This is a genomic window from Ramlibacter sp. P4_H7 (genome assembly GCF_056400765.1).
This window is the reverse complement of record NZ_JBFUKP010000003.1, coordinates 264,344-281,308: the sequence shown is the minus strand read 5'-3', so window position 1 is coordinate 281,308 and position 16,965 is coordinate 264,344. Positions and strand designations below refer to the sequence as shown.

Sequence of the window (16,965 nt, the reverse complement as noted above, 5' to 3'; positions counted from 1 at the left end):
GCGCCGATGACGCACGCGGTCCCCCCCCTGCGCGCCGGTCATCACCTGCTGCTGCTGGAGGGCAGCCGCGCCTTCTTCCCCGCGCTGATCGCCGCCATCGACGGGGCCCAGCGGGAAGTCCTGCTGGAAACCTACATCTTCGACTTCACCGGCAGCGGCGCCGACGTGGCCTATGCGCTCGAACGGGCGGCCCGGCGCGGCGTCACCGTGCGGCTGGTGATCGATGGCTTCGGTACGCCGGCGCTGCCGCCATTCTGGGAGATGCGCTTCGACGCGGCGCGCGTGCAGTGGGCGCTGTATTCACGCACCGGCGCATTCGGCCTGCTGTGGCCGGGGCAGTGGCGGCGGCTGCACCGCAAGCTGTGCGTCGTCGACGAGGCGCTGGGCTTTTGCGGCGGCATCAACATCCTGGACGACTACCACGACCCCAACCATGGCACGCTGCTGTCGCCGCGCCTGGATTTCTCCCTGCGCGTGGAAGGGCCCCTGGTGCTGCAGATGCACCAGACCATGCAGCGCCAGTGGTCGCGCATCGAGGCCGTGGGGCAGCTCAAGCGCGCGAAGTGGGGCGGCGCCTTCGAGCTGTGGCGCGCGGCACGTCCGCAGCCCGCCCGGGCCGCCGAGCTGCCCCCCCAAGGGGACAGCAACGTGCGCGCTGCGCTGCTGCTGCGCGACAACCTGCGCAACCGGGTGGTGATCGAGCGGGCCTACCTGCGGGCGATCGGCCGCGCGCGCGACGAGATCATCATCGCCAATGCCTACTTCGTTCCGGGCGGGCGCATGCGGCGGGCCCTGATCAATGCCGCCCGCCGGGGCGTGCACGTGAACCTGCTGGTGCAGGGCCGCTACGAATACTTCATGCAGTACTACGCGTCGCGCCCGGTGTTCGGCGCGCTGCTGCGCGCCGGCGCGCACATCCACGAGTACGCCCCGAGCTTCCTGCATGCCAAGGTGGCGGTGATCGACGGCCGCTGGGCCACCGTCGGCTCGTCCAACCTCGATCCGCTCAGCCTGCTGCTGGCGCGCGAGGCCAACGTGGTGGTGGAAGACCCCCGCTTCGCGCGCCGCCTGCGCGAGCGCCTGCTGCATGCGATGGTGCAGGAGGGCAAGCGCATGGATCCCGCCGCCTACGAGAAGCGCCCGCCCTGGCAGCGCGTGAAGGAGCGGCTGGCGCTGGTCGTGATGCGCCTGCTGCTGGTGATCCAGGGAAAGAAATATCTGTGAGCGCCGCCCGGCCGCCCGAAGGCGCTCGCCCCCTCCGCTTGCGGAGGGGGGCCGGCGGGGTCCCCGGGAAAAGGCTTCAGCCTTTTTCCGGGGTGGCCGGTGTGCAGCCCGCGCAGCGGGCAATCCTGGGGGAGGTTACCCAGTGAGCGACCTGGTGGTGCAGAGGCCCGAGGGCCTGTACTGTCCCCCCGGGGATTTCTATATCGATCCCTGGCGGCCCGTCGCGCGCGCCGTGATCACCCACGCGCACTCCGACCACGCGCGCCCCGGCAACGGCCACTACCTCGCGGCGGCCCCGGCCGAGGGCGTGCTGCGTTCGCGGCTGGGGGACATCCCGCTGCAGACGTTGCCCTACGGCGAGCCGCTGCGGCACCACGGCGTGACGGTCTCCCTGCACCCGGCGGGCCACGTGCTGGGATCGGCCCAGGTCCGGCTGGAGCACGGCGGCCAGGTCTGGGTGGCCAGCGGCGACTACAAGGTGGCGCCCGATCCCACCTGCGCGCCGTTCGAGCCGGTGCGCTGCGACGTGTTCATCACCGAATCCACCTTCGGGCTGCCGATCTACCGCTGGTGCCCGGACGGCGAGGTGTTCGCCGACATCGATGCCTGGTGGGCGCGCAATGCCTCGCACGGTCGCGCCAGCGTGGTCGCCTGCTACAGCTTCGGCAAGGCGCAGCGCCTGCTGAGCGGCGTCGATCCCTCGATCGGCCCGATCATCGTGCACGGCGCGGTGCAGCCATTGAACGCGGCCTATCGCGCCGCCGGCGTCTCGCTGCCCGAGACCCTGATGGTGACGGACGTGAAGGACAAGGCCGACCTGCGGCGCTGCCTCGTCGTCTGCCCGCCCAGCGCGGTGGGCAGCCCGTGGCTGCGGCGCTTCGGCGACGCGCAGACGGCGTTCGCCAGCGGCTGGATGCAGGTGCGCGGCAACCGGCGGCGCGGCGGCTACGACCGGGGCTTCGTGCTGTCCGACCACGCGGACTGGCCCGGCCTGCTGGAAGCCATCGCCGCGACCGGCGCCGGGCGCGTGATCGTCACGCACGGCAGCGCCAACGTGATGGTGCGCCACCTCGGCGAGCGCGGGCTGCAGGCCGAGGCCTTCGAGACCGAGTACGGCGACGACGTGGTGGAGGCGGACCTGCAGCCGCCGCCGCAGGAGAGCGCATGAAAGTCGTGGTGCTGGGAGGCACGGGCAACTTCGGCGCGCGCATCTGCCGGGCGCTGGCGGGCCATGGCGACATCGAACTGGTCGTGGGCGCGCGCGAGATGGAGCGCGCGCAGGCCTTCGCCCGGGAACAGCGCGCCCGCGCGGCGGCGCTCGACATCGGCGCTCCCGGATTCCCGGACCGCCTGGCGATCCTGCGGCCCGACCTCGTGATCCATGCGGCGGGTCCGTTCCAGGGGCAGGACCACCGGGTCGCCCTGGCCGCCCTCGCAGCCGGCAGCCATTACATCGACCTGGCGGACGGCCGCCGCTTCGTCTGCGACTTCGCGCAGGCGCTCGACGCGCGCTTTCGCGCCGCGGGGCGCACGGCCATCACCGGCGCGAGCACGGTGCCTGCGCTCTCGTCGGCGGTGGTGGACGCTCATTTGCCGCAGTTCTGGCGGCTGGACGCGATCGACTGCTGCATCGCGCCCGCGCAACGCGCGCCACGCGGACCGGCGACCGTGGCCGGCGTGCTGAGTTATTGCGGTGGGCCCGTGCAGGTCTGGAAGGACGGCCGCTGGCAGGAGCAGAGCGGCTGGGCCGATCCGCAACCCGTGAAGTTCGCGCGCCTGAAGACCCGGCGCGGCGCCCTGTGCGACATCCCGGACCTGGAGCTGTTCCCCCGGCGCTATCCCGGCGTCACCGACGTGATGTTCCGCGCGGCGCTGGAGGTCGCGCCGGCGCAGTACGCCTTCGCCGCGCTGGCGGCCGTGCGGCGCCGCGGCTACCTGGTCCGGACCCCGCGGCTGGCCACGGTGCTGCACCACGCCGGCAAGGTGTTCGATCCGCTCGGCACCTCCAGGGGCGGGATGGTCGTGCGCATGCGCGGCCTGTCGGTGGCCGGCGCACCGGCGCAGCTGGCCTGGAACATCTTCGCGCCGCACCACCACGGCCCCGAGATCCCCTGCATGGCGGCCATCCTGCTGGCCCGCCGGCTCGCCCGCGGCGAGAGCTTGCCGCCCGGCGCGATGCCTTGCATGGGGCTGCTGCGGCTGCAGGAATTCCTGCCCGAGTTCCAGCGCTGGGGCATGAAGGTCGACCTGGTGACGGAAGCCATCGATGGTGCATGAGCGCTTCGAATTCGAGATGCCTGCACCGCCCGAGGTGGTGTTCGATGCCTTCCATTACCAGCACTGGCGGCACCGCTGGGATTCGCTGGTGGCCGCGACCCACGTGCTCGGCGGCGCGCCGTGCCCCTTCGTGGGCGCCCTCACGCACAACGGCGGCGGCGGCTGGCTGAAGCCGCTGTCGATGCGGACGCGCTTTATTACCTACCAGCGTGCGAAGGTGGCGGCGGCGACGATGGAGGGGCGCTCGTTCCCGTTCACCCGCTGGGCCGCGTCGATGCGCCACCAGCCGCTGGGCGCCGGGCGTTCGGTCATGGTGTACACCTACAGCTTCGAGTGCGGGCCGCGTGCGCTGCGCTGGCTGCTGGAGCCCACCACGAAGCGCCTGTTCGACTGGCAGACGCGCAAGCGCTTCGAACGGATGCGGCGCTTCCTGCAGGCGCACGCCGACGACGTGCGTGCCTGGCAGCAAGGGGAGCCGCGCGCGTGAGCTACCTGGGCGTCAAGTGGCTGCACCTGCTGGGCGCTGCAGTCCTGTTCGGCACCGGCCTGGGCATCGCCTTCCTCGCCTGGTTCGGCTACCGGCGCGGCATGGAGCAGGGCGACCTCGGCCTGATCCGCGGCGTGCTGCGCCTCACGGTGACCGCGGACTCCGTCTTCACCGCAACGGCCGCGGCCGCTCAGGCCGCGACCGTCGGCGGTCTCGATGCCCGCTTCCATCGCCGCTTCCGCCTCTGGTTCGTGCTGGGATGGCCCGCCTTCCTCGGTGTCATGGGCCTGTTCGCGCTGATGCTCGCGCGCGCCTCCTTCGGCTGACCATGCGCCGCTTCGCCCGGTTGTTCAGCGAGCTCGACGCGACCACCTCCACCAACGAGAAAGTGGAGGCCCTCGCGCGCTACTTCGACGAGGCGCCGGCGCGCGACGCCGCCTGGGCGGTCTACTTCCTGGCGGGCGGCAAGCCGCGCCAGGTGGTGAAGACCGCTTCGCTCGTCGGCCTGGCGTGCCAGCTGGCGCAGATCGAACCCTGGCTGTTCGACGAGTGCTACCAGTCCGTGGGCGACCTCGCGGAGACGATCGCGCTGGTGCTTCCGCGCGGCGATGCGCCGTCGGACGTCGGCCTGGCCGAATGGGTGGAGGACCGCCTGCTGCCGCTGCGCGGGCTGCCGGACGAGGAAGTCGCGCAGCGCGTCGCGGGGTACTGGCGGGAGCTGGACACGCTGGGCCGCTTCCTGCTGACCAAGCTGGTGGGCGGCGGCTTCCGGGTCGGCGTGAGCAAGCTGCTCGTGCAGCGTGCGCTCGCCAGCCATGCGGGCATCGATGCCAAGCGCGTGGCCCAGCGCATGATGGGCTACACCGACGGCAAGTCCATGCCCTCGCCGGAGCGCTACGAGGCGCTGATCGCGGGCGCGCAGGAAGGCGTGCCGGAGCAGCCCGACGAGGGCCAGCCCTATCCCTTCTTCCTGGCCCACCAGCTGGACCTGCCCCCGGAGCTGTTCTCGCCGCGCCTCGGCCCGGTGGCCGACTGGCTGGTGGAATGGAAGTACGACGGCATCCGCGGCCAGGTGGTCAAGCGGGCCGGCAGGGTGTGGATCTGGTCGCGCGGCGAGGAGCTGGTGACCGAGCGCTTTCCGGAGATCGTGGCGCTGGCCCAGGCGCTGCCGGACGGAACCGTCCTTGACGGCGAGATCCTGGTGTGGAAGGACGAGGCCGATCCCGAGACCGGCGAGATCGCCGGGCGGCCTGCGCCTTTCGCCCTTCTGCAGCAGCGCATCGGCCGCAAGAACCTCACGAAGAGGATCCTGGCCGAGGCGCCGGTGAGCTTCATGGCCTACGACCTGCTGGAGCAGGACGGCGCCGACGCGCGCGGCCTGACGCAGCGCGAGCGGCGCGCGCGGCTGGAGGCGCTGCTGGCCGGCACCGGCTTGCGGCTCTCGCCGGTGGAAACGGCCGTCTCCTGGCTGGACTTCGCGCGCCGGCGCGAGGAGTCGCGCGCCCGCGGGGTGGAAGGCTTCATGCTCAAGCGGCAGGACGCCGCCTATGGCACCGGCCGTACCAAGGCCGAGGGCCTGTGGTGGAAATGGAAGATCGATCCCATGTCGGTCGACTGCGTGCTGGTGTACGCACAGCCGGGGCACGGCCGCCGCTCCTCCGTCTACACCGACTACACCTTCGCGGTCTGGAACCGGCCGCCGGCGGGCAGGGAGGAGGCCGACGCGGTGCTGGAGGCGATCGCGCGCAAGGAGCCGCCGCAGCCCGATGCGCTGCAGCTGGTGCCCTTCGCCAAGGCCTATTCCGGCCTGACCGACGAGGAGTTCCGCAAGGTGGACGCGATCATCCGGCGCAACACCCTGGAGAAGTTCGGGCCGGTGCGCAGCGTCCGGCCCAGCCTGGTGTTCGAACTCGGCTTCGAGGGCATCAACCGCAGCGGCCGGCACAAGAGCGGCATCGCCGTGCGCTTCCCGCGCATGCTGCGCATCCGCGACGACAAGCCCCTGCACGAGGCCGACAGCCTGCTGGAGCTGGAACGCCTGCTCGGCTCGTAGCGTCTATGCAGCATCTCCACCCCCTCTGATACAGTTGACCATGTTGATGAAAGCCGATCCGTCCAGCCAGCTCACCCCGGCCGAACCCGGCGAGGGCGTGCCCATGTCGGTGAAGATCCGCGAGCGCGTCCAGGCGGCGCGCAAGCGCTTCCACTCCAACGACAACATCGCCGATTTCATCCAGCCCGGCGAGCTCGAGGCGCTGCTCGAGGAAGTCACGCACAAGATGCAGGGCGTGCTGGACAGCATGGTGATCGACACCACCAGCGACCACAACACCGGCGACACCGCCCGGCGCGTGGCCAAGATGTACCTGAACGAGGTGTTCCGCGGCCGCTATGTCGCTGCGCCCACGATCACCGAGTTCCCGAACGCCGAGCACCTGAACGAGCTGATGATCGTCGGCCCGATCACGGTGCGCTCGGCCTGCAGCCACCACCTGTGCCCGGTGATCGGCAAGCTGTGGATCGGCGTGATGCCCAACGAGCACACCAACGTGATCGGCCTGTCCAAGTACGCGCGGCTGGCCGAATGGATCATGGGCCGGCCGCAGATCCAGGAAGAGGCCGTGGTGCAGCTGGCCGACCTCATCATGGAAAAGACGCAGCCGGACGGCCTGGCCCTCGTCATGGAAGCCAAGCACTACTGCATGGCCTGGCGCGGGGTCAAGGACCTGGACAGCAAGATGATCAACTCGGTGATGCGCGGCGCCTTCCTGAAGGACTCCACGCTGCGCCGCGAATTCCTCGCGCTGATTCCGCACAAGGATTGAAGGGGCCGAAGACATGCTGGTTCGTCTTCTCTATTGCAGCCGCTCCGTCGACACGAGCCCCGCCGCGATCGAGTCCATCCTGACCACCTCGCGCCAGCACAACGCGCTGTCCGGCGTGACCGGCATCCTGTGCTACGGCGACGGCATCTTCCTGCAGTGCATCGAAGGCGGCCGCATGCAGGTGAGCGAGCTGTACGGCACGATCCAGCAGGACGCCCGCCACAAGGACGTCGCGCTGCTGCACTTCGAGGAAATCTTCGAGCGCCGTTTCAGTGGCTGGAGCATGGGCCAGGTGAACGTCTCCAAGCTGAACCACTCGGTGCTGCTGAAGTACTCCGAGAAGCCCGAACTCGACCCGTACGCGGTCTCGGGCAAGGTGTCGCTGGCGCTGCTGGAGGACCTGGCGGCCACCGCCGCGATCTGCGGCCGCAGCTAGCCGGTGCTGGTCGGCTGCGATTTCTCCAGCGCGCCCACCCGGCGCAAACCCATCCTGCTGGCCATCGGCCAGGCGGCCGCTGGACGCGTGCAGCTGGCGCGCCTGGAGCGCATCGAAACGCTGGCGGGCTTCGCTGACTGGCTGCGCGCGCCGCACGCCTGGATCGGCGGCTTCGACTTCCCTTTCGGCCTGCCGCGTGAACTGGTGGAGCACCTCGGCTGGCCGACTGGCTGGCGCGAGTGCATGCGGCATTACGCCGGCCTCACGCGGCCGCAGATCCGCGAGACCTTCGCGGCCTACTGCGCGGCGCGCCCCGCGGGCTCCAAGTTCGCGCACCGGCGCTTCGACAAGCTCGCCGGCTCCAGCCCCTCGATGAAGTGGGTGAATCCGCCGGTGGCCTACATGCTCCATGCGGCCGTGCCGCTGCTGCTGGAGGCCGGCGTGCACATCCCGGGCCTGCACGAAGGCGACCCGCAACGGGTGGCGCTGGAGGCGTATCCGGGGTTGCTCGCGCGCGAGCTGATCGGGCGGCGCAGCTACAAGAGCGACGAAAAGGCGAAGCAGACGCCCGACCGCCTGATCGCGCGCAAGGACCTGCTCACGGCGCTCGAGCAGGGCCGCACCCGGCTGGGCCTGCGGCTGAAGCTCACGCATGCGCAACACGACACGCTGGCGGGCGACGCCAGCGGCGACAGCCTCGACGCCGTGCTGTGCCTGGTGCAGGCGGCCTGGGCCGCGCAGCACGGCGCACCGCGCTACGGGCTGCCGGCGGACGTCGATCCGCTGGAAGGCTGGATCGTCAGCGCCTGACCATGCTGTCGCGCGTTCTCGCCGATGCGGTCCTGGTCCTGCACCTGGCCTTCATCGCCTTCGCCGTCGCCGGCGGCCTGCTCGCGCTGCGCTGGCGCTGGATGCCGCTGGTGCACCTGCCGGCGCTGGCCTGGGCCGCGTTCGTGGAATTCAGCGGAACGATCTGCCCGCTGACGCCGCTGGAAAACGCACTGCGCGCGGCTGGCGGCCTGGCGGGTTATCCGGGCGGCTTCGTCGAGCACTACCTGCTGCCGATGCTCTATCCGGAAGAGCTCACCCGCACGGTCCAGTCCGTGCTGGGCGCGGGACTGGTTGCGTTCAATGCGTTCGCCTATTTCTTCGTCTGGCGCCGGCGCCGGCGCGGTTGAGCCAGGCAGCGCGGCCGTGGCAAACGGCCCCGCGCGAACGGGCTTTGGGCTAGCCTTTCGCATTCCCCCATCCTCCGGAGATTGCCATGGCCGATGACGCAGCCGGACCCGAGGTGCGCAAGGGCCAGTGGCCCGGACTGCACCCGCGCGAAGTGTTCCGCGAACGCTTCCTCGCGCAGTTCACGGACCCCGCCTACCGCGCCGAGCAGGACGCGCTCACCCGGCTGGAGGCGATCGCCTGGGACGCCTACCGCGAAGGACGCAAGGCCCCGGTCACGCGCAAGGCCGGGCCGGAGTTCCAGGATCCCGACTACGACCTGTCGGTCGAGTGGTACGCCACGCGCGAGCGCCTGCGGCTGGCGCAGGCGCGCTGGAGCGAGCCAGCCGCGCCCTCGCGCGTGCTGGTGGTCGCCTGCGCGAGCCGCAACGACGGATCCTGTCCCGGCGAGATGTCCAAGACCTTCCGCCTGGCCAAGATCGCGCACGACGTCCTGGATGGCGGCGGCGTCGGGACCGACCTGCTGGACCTGAGCCTGCTCACCTCCGACTACCGCCGCCACATCCATCCCTGCAAGGGCTGCGTGTCCACCGCCATGCCGCTGTGCCACTGGCCGTGCAGCTGCTATCCCAACCACGCCACCGGGCAGGTGGGCGACTGGATGGCCGAGATCTACGAGCGCTGGGTGTCGGCGCACGGCGTGCTGCTGGTGACGCCCACGCACTGGTACCAGGTCAGCAGCCCGCTCAAGCTGATGATGGACCGGCTGGTCTGCGCCGACGGCGGCAATCCCGACCCCACCCGTACGAGCGGCAAGGACGCGAAGAAGGCGAAGGAAATCGAGCTGGCGGGCTGGGATTATCCCAAGCACCTCGCGGGGCGCACCTACGGCGTGGTGGTGCACGGCGATGTGGCCGGCATCGAAGGCACGCGCCGTGCCACGTGCGACTGGCTGGACTGGATGGGGCTGGTCGACGCCGGTCCGGGCGCGCGGCTGGACCGCTACATCGGCTACTACCAACCCTATGCCACCAGCCACGCCGAACTGGACCGCGACACCGGCGTGCAGGAAGAGGTGCGCAACGTCGCGCGTGCGCTGCTGGAAGCGGTGGCGCAGTTGCGCCGGGGCGCACTGAGCGCACCGGGCAGCGGGCTGCGTCCGCCGCGGCCTAAGTAGCGTCGCCCCGGCCCTGCTTCAGCCGCGCGCGCAGCTCGGTCTTCAGCACCTTGCCGTAGTTGTTCTTGGGCAGCGCCTCGACGATCTCGTAGCGCTTCGGCCGTTTGAAACGGGCGATGTGCTGCAGGCACACGGCATCCAGGTCGGCGACGGTGACGGTGCGGCCCGGCTGCGGAACGACGAAGGCCACCACCACCTCGCCCCATTCGGGGTCGGGGGCGCCCACCACCGACACCTCGGCGACGCCGGGCGTGAGCAGCAGCACCTCCTCGACCTCGCGCGGGTAGATGTTGGAGCCGCCGCTGATGACCAGGTCCTTGCTGCGGTCCTTCAGCGTGAGGAAGCCGTCGGCGTCCAGGCTGCCCATGTCGCCGGTGAACAGCCAGCCCTCGCGCAGCGCGGCGGCCGTCGCGGCCGGGTCCTGCCAATAGCCGGCCATCACCGTGTCGCCGCGCACCAGCACCTCGCCCACTTCGCCGATCGGCAGGTCTTTGCCTTCTTCGTCGCTCACGCGCACTTCCACCGGCGTCTGCGCCACGCCGACCGAAGCGAGGCGCTGCGCATGGCGCGGATGTCCCGTGTCGAGCAGCTGCGCACGGGACAGCGCCGTGGCAACCATCGGCGTCTCGCCCTGGCCGTAGATCTGCACGAAGCGCGGCCCCAGCACACGCAGGGCGCGCTTGATGTCTTCGGCGTACATCGGCGCGCCGCCGTACACGATGGTCTTGAAGCCTTCGCCGTCGAGCCCGTGCGTTTCCGCGTGGTCGACCAGGCGCTTGACCACCGTCGGCGCCGCGAACATGTTCACGCGGCCCAGGGTGCGCGCGAGTCCGAAGATCTCCTCCGGATCGAAACCGCCGGAAGCCGGCACCACGTGGCGCGCGCCCGCCATCACGTGGGGGATCGCGTAGATGCCGGCGCCGTGCGACATCGGCGGGCCGTAGACGATCGCATCGCGGGCGTCGATCGCATCCACGTCGATGAAGTAGGTGAGGCCCATGGTCATCAGGTTGCGGTGCGTGAGCATCACGCCCTTGGGCTTGCCGGTGGTGCCGCTGGTGTAGAACAGCCAGGCCAGGTCGGTGGGCGCGCGCGCAGCGAGCTCCGCTGGCGTACCGCCCAGGAGTTCCTCGTACGCGGGCGTCTCCACGTCGATGCAGCGCCCCGGCACCTGCAGGCCGGCGCCGACGTCGGCGGTGACGAAGGCCCAGCGGGCCTGCGCGTGCTCCGCGATCCATTGGGCTTCCCGCAGGTGCAGCTTGGCGTTGGCCGGAACGACCACCAGGCCGGCCCACCAGCAGGCGTACATCAGCTCCAGGTAGGCGGGATGGTTGCGCATGAACAGCAGCACCCGGTCTCCCCGTGCCAGGCCCTGCGCGCGCAGGGCGCCAGCGATGCGCGCCGTGCGCGCTGCCAGTTCGCCGTAGCTGCAGCGCAGGCGGTTGCCTTCGTACAGGGCCGGCCGGTCGGGGTCGGCCAGCGCGATGCGGCGCAGCGTGTTCGCCAGGTTCATGTGTCGCTCCGGGATAGGCGCCCAAGATAGCCGTGGCGCGGGCGGCGGCCAAGAGCGTAGAAACACGCTGGCCGGCCGGGGGGCAGGTAACTCTACGTAATGGGTTCTCCCCGTTGCAGCTTAGGGTGTCGGCCTTAACCTCGCGCGCCGATGGCCGCCGTTTTGAGTGGCCACGTCGTTGTGGAGACAGCATGAAAAGACGCAGCTTCGCGCTGGCGCTGGGGTCGGCGCTCGCGCTGCCGACCGTGCGCGCCCGCACCCCCGACCTGGTCATCGGCCAGGTCGCCCCGTTGTCCGGCCTGCTGGCCAGCACGGGGGCCCAGATGGTGCTGGGCGGGCGGATCTACTTCGAGCACGTGAACGCCAGGGGCGGCATCCACGGCCGGGCCATCCAGCACGTGGTGGTCGATGACGGCTACAAGGTGGACGAAACCGTACGCCAGACGCGCGAGCTGCTGGCGCGGCCCGAACTGCTGGCGCTGTTCGGCTTCGCGGGCACGGCCAACATCGGCAAGCTGCTTTCGGAAAAGGTGCTGGAGCAGGGCGGGGCGGCGCTGGTGGCGCCCTACACGGGCGGCGAGGTGCTGCGCAATCCCTTCAATCCGTGGATCTTCCACCTGCGCGCCGGCTATGCCGACGAGACCGAGCACATGGTCCAGCAGGCCACGACGCTGGGCCTGAACCGCATCGCGGTGATGTACCAGGACGACGGCTTCGGCCAGGCCGGGCTCGAAGGCGTGCGCCAGGCGCTGGCGCGCCGCAAGCTGCCGCTGTCCGTGGCGGCCGGCTACGAGCGCAACACCGACAAGGTGGAGGACGCGGCGCAGCGCATCAAGGCGTCGGACGCGCAGGCCGTGATCATGATCTCGGTGAACAAGTCGACCGCGGCCTTCGCAAGGCGCTTTCGCGAGCTGGGCGGCGGCGCCCAGCTGTACAACATCTCGGTGGTCGATCCCGCCGAGATCGTGCGCATCGCCGGGCTGAAGAATGCGCACGGACTGGGCATCAGCCAGGTGGTTCCGTACCCCTACACGCCGCGGCTGCCTGCCGTGCGCGAGTACCAGGAACTCCTGAAGCGCCACGCACCGGACCAGGAGATCAACTACACCAGCTTCGAGGAGTTCCTGGGCGCCAAGGTGCTGGTGGAGGGACTGCGCCGGGCGGGGCCGAATCCCAACCGGGCCAAGGTGATGGAAGCGCTGGAGTCCATCTCGGGCTTCGACCTCGGCGGCATTACCGTGGGCTACGCGCCGAACAATCGCGTGGGTTCGCGCTACGTGGAGGTGACGGTGATCGGCAGCTCCGGCAAGCTGCTCAAGTAGTTCAGCCCGCGCCGACCAGGCGCGCGACCAGCTCGCCGTGGCTGGCGGCGCCCAGCTTGCGCATCAGGCGGCCGCGGTGCGCCTCCACCGTGCGCGGGCTCAGGTCCAGCAGCCTGGCGATCTGCTTGCTGGTGCGGCCGGTGACCAGGTGCTGCGCGATCTCGCGTTCGCGCGCGGTGAGGTCGCCGGCCACGCGCCGGCGCGTCGAGATGTCCTCGAACATCCAGACCGCCCGCGCGAACGGTGCGCTGCGGTCCAGCGCCCGGCCCACCACGTGGCACCAGAACAGCGTGCCGTCGCGCCGCTTCATGATGCGCTCGTCGCCGTAGGTGCCCTGTTCGCGCATGACCGGCAGGCCCACCTTGCCGATCTGGTGGTACTCGTCCTCGGTCGGATAGAGCGGCGCGAGCGGCCGGCCCGCGAGTTCCTCGGGCGCGTAGCCGAACATCTGGGCGAAGGCCGGATTGCACAGCGCCACCACTCGTTCCTGCGTGACGCACATCCCGACCGGCGCCATTTCGAAGGCGATGCGCAGCGCGTCCAGCGTCGGGTTCGCGTCGGACTGCGGCATGGTGCGATCCGGCTAGGCCCCGCGCGCGGAGAACGCCTGCAGCGCGTCGGCGTCGGTGCGGTACATCTTCAGCAGCGGGCTCTCCCGCAGCTCGCCCGCCTTCTGCAGCACGCGTTCCACCGGCAGCTTGATGCCGCTGATGTGCAGCGTGATGCCGCGCTCGGCCAGCAGCTTGCGCAGCTGGCCGAACATCTCCACGCCGGTAGCGTCGATGCGGTTGATCGGCTGGGCGAACAGGCACACGTGGCGCACGTCGGGATGCAGGGCGAGGTGCTCGACGATCGCCCGCTCCATCGCGGTGGCGGAGGCAAAGTCCAGCTCCGCGTCCATGCGCAGCGCGTAGAGGTGCGGCGCCAGCGGAGGCAGCTTCCACAGGTGGCGGTCGCGCAGGCTGCCGTCCGGATGCAGGCCCACCTCGATGATCCGCGGGTGCAGGCGCAGGTACAGGAAATAGGCCAGGCCGATCAGCACGCCGGTGAGCACGCCCCAGTAGATGCGCGGCGCGGTCAGGATGGTCACGGCGAAGGTGACGGCGGCGGTGGCCGCCTCGACGCGGTCGATCTGCCAGAGCCCGACGAAGGTGCGCGGCTTGAACAGGCTGGACACGGCCGCGACCACCACGGCCGCGAGCACCGCCTTCGGCACGTGCGACAGCGCGGGCGTCAGGAACAGCAGCACCAGCAGCACGAAGCCGGTGGCGATCACCGTGGCCCAGCCCGTCTTCGCGCCGGAATACAGGGTCAGCGCGGAGCGCGAGAACGAGGTGCTGGTGGCGAACGCGCCCGACAGGCCCGATGCGAGCTTGCCCACCCCCTGGCCCACGAGGTCCTGGTTCGCGTCCCAGCGCTTGCCGTCGCGCTGGCTCTCGATCTTGGCGCTGGCGGCCATCTCCAGCGAACTCACCAGCGCCAGCACCAGCGCGGGGGCGAGCAGGGTGGAAAACTGCTCCCAGCCCGGCCAGCCGGGCCAGTACGGTGCGGGCAGGCCCTGCGGCAGCGCGCCCACCACGGCGCCGGACTGCGAGTAGCCGCTGAAATAGCTGATGGCGCCTGCCGCCGCGAGCACGATCAGCATGATGGGCAGGCGCGGCGCGACGCGCTTGGCGCCCACGAACACCACGAGGCTCACGATGCCGTAGGCCAGGGCCTGCAGGTCGAGGTCCGGCCCGTGCAGCAGCTGGCCGAGCGAGCCCTTGAGCCCGATCAGCGCCGGCAGCTGCGAAGCGATGATCAGCAGTGCGGCGGCCTGGCTGAAGCCGGTGAGCACCGGCGAGGTCACCAGGTTCAGCACCCACGCCGAGCGCGTGAGCCCCACCAGCAGCTGCAGCCCGCCGGCCAGCAGCGCGAGCCAGACCGCCAGCGCCACCCAGCTCGCGCTGGTGGGTTCCGCCATGCCGACCAGCGACGCGCCCACCAGCACGCTGCTCAGCGCCGAGGGACCCACCGACAGCCGCGTGGAGGCGCTGAACAGCACCGCCGCCACGGCCGGCAGGAAGGTCGCGTACAGGCCCGTCACCAGCGGCATCCCGGCCAGGCCTGCATAGGCCACGGACTGGGGAATCATCACCACCGCGACGGTGAGCGCCGCGATCGCCTCGCCACGCAGCAAGTGCCGCGTCGGCCGCGGCCAGGTCAGGAACGGGAACCAGTGGGACAGCTTGGACATCCGCCCGAGCTTACCGCTGCGGCATGTCCTTCACCCCGTAACCCAGGCTGACCGTCGCGTCCTCCGGGATGGCAGGCATGGTGGCGTTCCAGCTCTCCCAGGCATCGCGCAGCGCCACCAGCCGGTCCGGCTCGCGGCCCGCGAGGTTGGCGCGCTCGCGTTCGTCGGCCGGGATGTTGAACAGGTAGTCGTGGCCGTCCACGCGCAGGTACTTCCAGTCGCCGTCGCGCAGCGCCCGCTGGCCGCGGTGGTTCATGCGCCAGTGCAGCGGCCGCGCGAAGGTGCGCTGCGGCTCCTGCAGCACCGGCAGCAGCGACACGCCATCCAGCGGGTAGGCAGGGTCCGCCTCGGCGCCGCAGGCGTCCAGCACGGTCGTGGACCAGTCCATGGTCATGCACTGCTGCGTGCTGACCTGGCCGGGCGCGATCTGCGCGGGCCAGTGCGCGATCCAGGGCACGCGGATGCCGCCTTCGGTGAGGTCCATCTTGCCGCCCACCAGCGGCCAGTTGTCCGAGAAGCGCTCGCCGCCGTTGTCGCTGGTGAAGATCACCAGCGTGTCGCGTTCCAGCCCGTGCTTGCGCAAGGCCTGCATCACCCAGCCGATGCCTTCGTCCATGTGGTGGATCATCCGGCGGTAGGTCTGGATGTTGCCGCCGTGCAGGTGGAACAGGTTCTGCTTCACCTCCTGCGCCAGTGCCTCGTCGTCGCGCGTCTCCCAGGGCCAGTGCGGCGCGGTGTAGTGCAGGCTCAGGAAGAAGGGCGCCGCGCGGTCCTGCGCCACCATGCGGTCGATGTAGTCGACCGCGCGGTGCGAGATCAGGTCGGTGAGGTAGCCCTCCTCCGCACGCTCCTCCTCGCCGAACCACAGGTCGTGCTGGCCGTTGGAGCTGCAGTGGGTGAAGTAGTCGACGCCGCCGGACATGGGGCCGAAGAACTCGTCGTAGCCGGAGCGCAGCGGACCGAACGCGGGCGGGTAGCCCAGGTGCCACTTGCCGATCAGCGCCGTGCGGTAGCCCGCCTGCTTCAGCAGCGAGGGCACGGTGGGATGCTCGGGCGGCAGGCCCAGCGTGGTGCTGCCGCGGCTCTTGCTGTTGATCGGCTCCTCGGCCGCGCCGCGCAGCCGGTACTGGTAGCGCGCCGTCATCAAGGCGAAGCGCGTGGGCGAGCAGACGGGCGAGTTCGAATAGCCCTGCGTGAAGCGGATGCCGTTGGCGGCCAGGGCATCCAGCTGCGGCGACACCGCACCGAAGTCCGCATCGCGGCCGCCGTAGCAGCCCAGGTCGGCGAAGCCGAGGTCGTCGGCGACGATGAAGATGACGTTGGGACGCTGGGCCATCACTCCACCTTCATGCCGGTCACGCGGATCACCTTGCCGTAGCGGTCGGACAGGTCCGCCAGCCGCTTGCCGGCAGCGGCCCCGGCCAGGCCTTCGTAGTGGAGGTCGAGGTTGTCCAGCCGTGCGCGCACGTCGGCGCGGGCGAGGGCATCGGTCATCGCCTTCTGGATCGCCTGCACCACGGGTTCCGGCGTGGCGGCGGGCACCATCGCGAGGTACAGGACTTCCTGTTCGAGTTGCGGCAGGCCGGCCTCGGCGACCGTCGGGATCTCCGGCGCCAGTGTCGAGCGCAGCCGGCTGGTGACGGCCAGCGGCGTGATCTTGCCGGCCTTCACGTGCGGCAGCATGCCGGGCGTGGCCAGCGCGCCGCCATTCACCTCGCCGGCGAGCACCGCCGTGACCGCGGGCGTGTTGCCCTTGTACGGCACGTGCGTGATCTTCGCGCCGGTCGCCTCGGTGAACACTTCCGCCGCCAGGTGGCCGGGGCTGCCGCTGCCGGCGGAGCTGAAGGTGACCGGATGGGCCTTCGCCGCGGTGACCAGATCCTTCATGGTCCGGAAGCCGGTGGACGGATGCACGCCCACCAAAAGGCCGGAGGAGGCCATCACCATCACGGGCCGCAGGTCCGTGGTCTTGAAGGGCATGCCCTTGTAGATGTGCGGGTTCACCGTGAAGGTGCTGTCGATGCCGAACAGCACGGTGTAGCCATCGGGAGCGGCCTTGGCGACGGCGTCGGCGCCGATGTTGCCGCCGGCGCCCGCCTTGTTCTCCACCACGAAGGGCTGGTTGAACTGCTTCTGCAGCACGTCGGCGACGGAGCGGGCGATCAGGTCCGCGGGGCCGCCCGGGGGGAAGTTGTTGACGAACTTCACCGGCTTGCTGGGCCAGGCCGGCGCCTGGGCGAAGGAGGAGGCGCAGGCAGCCAGCACGGCCGCGGCGAGCAATCGTTTCATCGG

General features: G+C 70.6%; 17 protein-coding genes. 12 read left to right on the top strand and 5 right to left on the bottom strand.

The window, feature by feature from the left end; genetic code table 11:
• Positions 1 to 6 precede the first annotated feature (6 nt).
• From clsB to AC1DSA_RS06470, 11 genes are all read left to right on the top strand, one after another.
• Positions 7 to 1,224 carry a cardiolipin synthase ClsB gene (gene clsB, locus AC1DSA_RS06520; protein WP_477887246.1) on the top strand — a complete coding sequence of 406 codons (1,218 nt, stop codon included), beginning with the start codon at positions 7 to 9 and terminating at the stop codon, positions 1,222 to 1,224.
• Between the two features lie 142 nt (positions 1,225 to 1,366).
• Positions 1,367 to 2,392 (top strand): ligase-associated DNA damage response exonuclease, encoded by a 1,026-nt coding sequence (locus tag AC1DSA_RS06515; protein WP_477887244.1) that lies wholly within the window; start codon positions 1,367 to 1,369, stop codon positions 2,390 to 2,392.
• A complete protein-coding gene (locus AC1DSA_RS06510) occupies positions 2,389 to 3,501 on the top strand; it encodes a saccharopine dehydrogenase family protein (RefSeq protein ID WP_477887242.1) in 1,113 nt (370 codons plus the stop codon). The genes AC1DSA_RS06515 and AC1DSA_RS06510 overlap by 4 nt, the downstream gene beginning before the upstream one ends.
• A 16-nt stretch (positions 3,502 to 3,517) precedes the next feature.
• Complete coding sequence (locus AC1DSA_RS06505) at positions 3,518 to 3,988, top strand: SRPBCC family protein (RefSeq protein ID WP_477887240.1); 471 nt, start codon at positions 3,518 to 3,520, stop codon at positions 3,986 to 3,988.
• Positions 3,985 to 4,314 (top strand): DUF2269 family protein, encoded by a 330-nt coding sequence (locus tag AC1DSA_RS06500; protein ID WP_477887238.1) that lies wholly within the window; start codon positions 3,985 to 3,987, stop codon positions 4,312 to 4,314. The genes AC1DSA_RS06505 and AC1DSA_RS06500 overlap by 4 nt, the downstream gene beginning before the upstream one ends.
• Positions 4,315 to 4,316: 2 nt before the next feature.
• Positions 4,317 to 6,041, top strand: coding sequence for an ATP-dependent DNA ligase (locus AC1DSA_RS06495; RefSeq protein WP_477887236.1), 1,725 nt, complete (start codon positions 4,317 to 4,319; stop codon positions 6,039 to 6,041).
• Positions 6,042 to 6,081: 40 nt separating this feature from the next.
• Positions 6,082 to 6,813 carry a GTP cyclohydrolase I gene (gene folE, locus AC1DSA_RS06490; RefSeq protein WP_477887234.1) on the top strand — a complete coding sequence of 244 codons (732 nt, stop codon included), beginning with the start codon at positions 6,082 to 6,084 and terminating at the stop codon, positions 6,811 to 6,813.
• A 13-nt stretch (positions 6,814 to 6,826) separates the two neighbouring features.
• Entirely contained in the window at positions 6,827 to 7,249 is a 423-nt protein-coding gene (locus AC1DSA_RS06485; RefSeq protein ID WP_477887232.1) for a BLUF domain-containing protein, read from the top strand.
• Between the two features lie 3 nt (positions 7,250 to 7,252).
• Complete coding sequence (locus AC1DSA_RS06480) at positions 7,253 to 8,059, top strand: DUF429 domain-containing protein (RefSeq protein ID WP_477887230.1); 807 nt, start codon at positions 7,253 to 7,255, stop codon at positions 8,057 to 8,059.
• 2 nt (positions 8,060 to 8,061) lie between these two features.
• Complete coding sequence (locus AC1DSA_RS06475) at positions 8,062 to 8,427, top strand: DUF2784 domain-containing protein (RefSeq protein ID WP_477887228.1); 366 nt, start codon at positions 8,062 to 8,064, stop codon at positions 8,425 to 8,427.
• 86 nt (positions 8,428 to 8,513) lie between these two features.
• On the top strand, positions 8,514 to 9,602 hold the full coding sequence (locus AC1DSA_RS06470) for a flavodoxin family protein (RefSeq protein WP_477887226.1): 1,089 nt from the start codon (positions 8,514 to 8,516) through the stop codon (positions 9,600 to 9,602).
• Here the strand turns inward: AC1DSA_RS06470 and AC1DSA_RS06465 are convergent.
• Positions 9,595 to 11,115: a class I adenylate-forming enzyme family protein gene (locus AC1DSA_RS06465; protein WP_477887224.1), complete on the bottom strand. Its 1,521-nt coding sequence runs from the start codon at positions 11,113 to 11,115 to the stop codon at positions 9,595 to 9,597. The two genes, AC1DSA_RS06470 and AC1DSA_RS06465, sit on opposite strands and share 8 nt — an antisense overlap.
• A 191-nt stretch (positions 11,116 to 11,306) precedes the next feature.
• Between AC1DSA_RS06465 and AC1DSA_RS06460 the strand changes: the two genes are divergently transcribed.
• Positions 11,307 to 12,437, top strand: a complete 1,131-nt coding sequence (locus tag AC1DSA_RS06460) for an ABC transporter substrate-binding protein (protein WP_477887222.1) — start codon at positions 11,307 to 11,309, stop codon at positions 12,435 to 12,437.
• A gap of 1 nt (position 12,438) precedes the next feature.
• On the opposite strand, the gene AC1DSA_RS06455 is transcribed toward AC1DSA_RS06460, so the two are convergent.
• The 4 genes from AC1DSA_RS06455 to AC1DSA_RS06440 are packed head-to-tail and all read right to left on the bottom strand — an operon-like array spanning position 12,439 to position 16,962.
• Positions 12,439 to 13,008: a LuxR C-terminal-related transcriptional regulator gene (locus AC1DSA_RS06455; protein WP_477887220.1), complete on the bottom strand. Its 570-nt coding sequence runs from the start codon at positions 13,006 to 13,008 to the stop codon at positions 12,439 to 12,441.
• Positions 13,009 to 13,020: 12 nt separating this feature from the next.
• Positions 13,021 to 14,673: a SulP family inorganic anion transporter gene (locus tag AC1DSA_RS06450; RefSeq protein ID WP_477887218.1), complete on the bottom strand. Its 1,653-nt coding sequence runs from the start codon at positions 14,671 to 14,673 to the stop codon at positions 13,021 to 13,023.
• Between the two features lie 10 nt (positions 14,674 to 14,683).
• Complete coding sequence (locus AC1DSA_RS06445; RefSeq protein ID WP_477887216.1) at positions 14,684 to 16,009, bottom strand: sulfatase family protein; 1,326 nt, start codon at positions 16,007 to 16,009, stop codon at positions 14,684 to 14,686.
• Complete coding sequence (locus tag AC1DSA_RS06440; RefSeq protein ID WP_477887214.1) at positions 16,009 to 16,962, bottom strand: Bug family tripartite tricarboxylate transporter substrate binding protein; 954 nt, start codon at positions 16,960 to 16,962, stop codon at positions 16,009 to 16,011. Before AC1DSA_RS06440 ends, AC1DSA_RS06445 begins: the two co-directional genes overlap by 1 nt.
• Positions 16,963 to 16,965 lie beyond the last annotated feature (3 nt).

What these genes read in the sequence shown, in the direction of transcription:
- AC1DSA_RS06475 (WP_477887228.1), top strand. Translation starts at nt 8,062, where the DNA reads ATGCTGTCGCGCGTTCTCGCCGATGCGGTCCTGGTCCTGCACCTGGCC.
- folE (WP_477887234.1), top strand. Translation starts at nt 6,082, where the DNA reads ATGTTGATGAAAGCCGATCCGTCCAGCCAGCTCACCCCGGCCGAACCC.
- clsB (WP_477887246.1), top strand. Translation starts at nt 7, where the DNA reads ATGACGCACGCGGTCCCCCCCCTGCGCGCCGGTCATCACCTGCTGCTG.
- AC1DSA_RS06465 (WP_477887224.1), bottom strand. Translation starts at nt 11,115, where the DNA reads ATGAACCTGGCGAACACGCTGCGCCGCATCGCGCTGGCCGACCCCGAC.
- AC1DSA_RS06505 (WP_477887240.1), top strand. Translation starts at nt 3,518, where the DNA reads ATGCCTGCACCGCCCGAGGTGGTGTTCGATGCCTTCCATTACCAGCAC.
- AC1DSA_RS06485 (WP_477887232.1), top strand. Translation starts at nt 6,827, where the DNA reads ATGCTGGTTCGTCTTCTCTATTGCAGCCGCTCCGTCGACACGAGCCCC.
- AC1DSA_RS06495 (WP_477887236.1), top strand. Translation starts at nt 4,317, where the DNA reads ATGCGCCGCTTCGCCCGGTTGTTCAGCGAGCTCGACGCGACCACCTCC.
- AC1DSA_RS06445 (WP_477887216.1), bottom strand. Translation starts at nt 16,009, where the DNA reads ATGGCCCAGCGTCCCAACGTCATCTTCATCGTCGCCGACGACCTCGGC.
- AC1DSA_RS06455 (WP_477887220.1), bottom strand. Translation starts at nt 13,008, where the DNA reads ATGCCGCAGTCCGACGCGAACCCGACGCTGGACGCGCTGCGCATCGCC.
- AC1DSA_RS06450 (WP_477887218.1), bottom strand. Translation starts at nt 14,673, where the DNA reads ATGTCCAAGCTGTCCCACTGGTTCCCGTTCCTGACCTGGCCGCGGCCG.
- AC1DSA_RS06470 (WP_477887226.1), top strand. Translation starts at nt 8,514, where the DNA reads ATGGCCGATGACGCAGCCGGACCCGAGGTGCGCAAGGGCCAGTGGCCC.
- AC1DSA_RS06510 (WP_477887242.1), top strand. Translation starts at nt 2,389, where the DNA reads ATGAAAGTCGTGGTGCTGGGAGGCACGGGCAACTTCGGCGCGCGCATC.
- AC1DSA_RS06440 (WP_477887214.1), bottom strand. Translation starts at nt 16,962, where the DNA reads ATGAAACGATTGCTCGCCGCGGCCGTGCTGGCTGCCTGCGCCTCCTCC.
- AC1DSA_RS06460 (WP_477887222.1), top strand. Translation starts at nt 11,307, where the DNA reads ATGAAAAGACGCAGCTTCGCGCTGGCGCTGGGGTCGGCGCTCGCGCTG.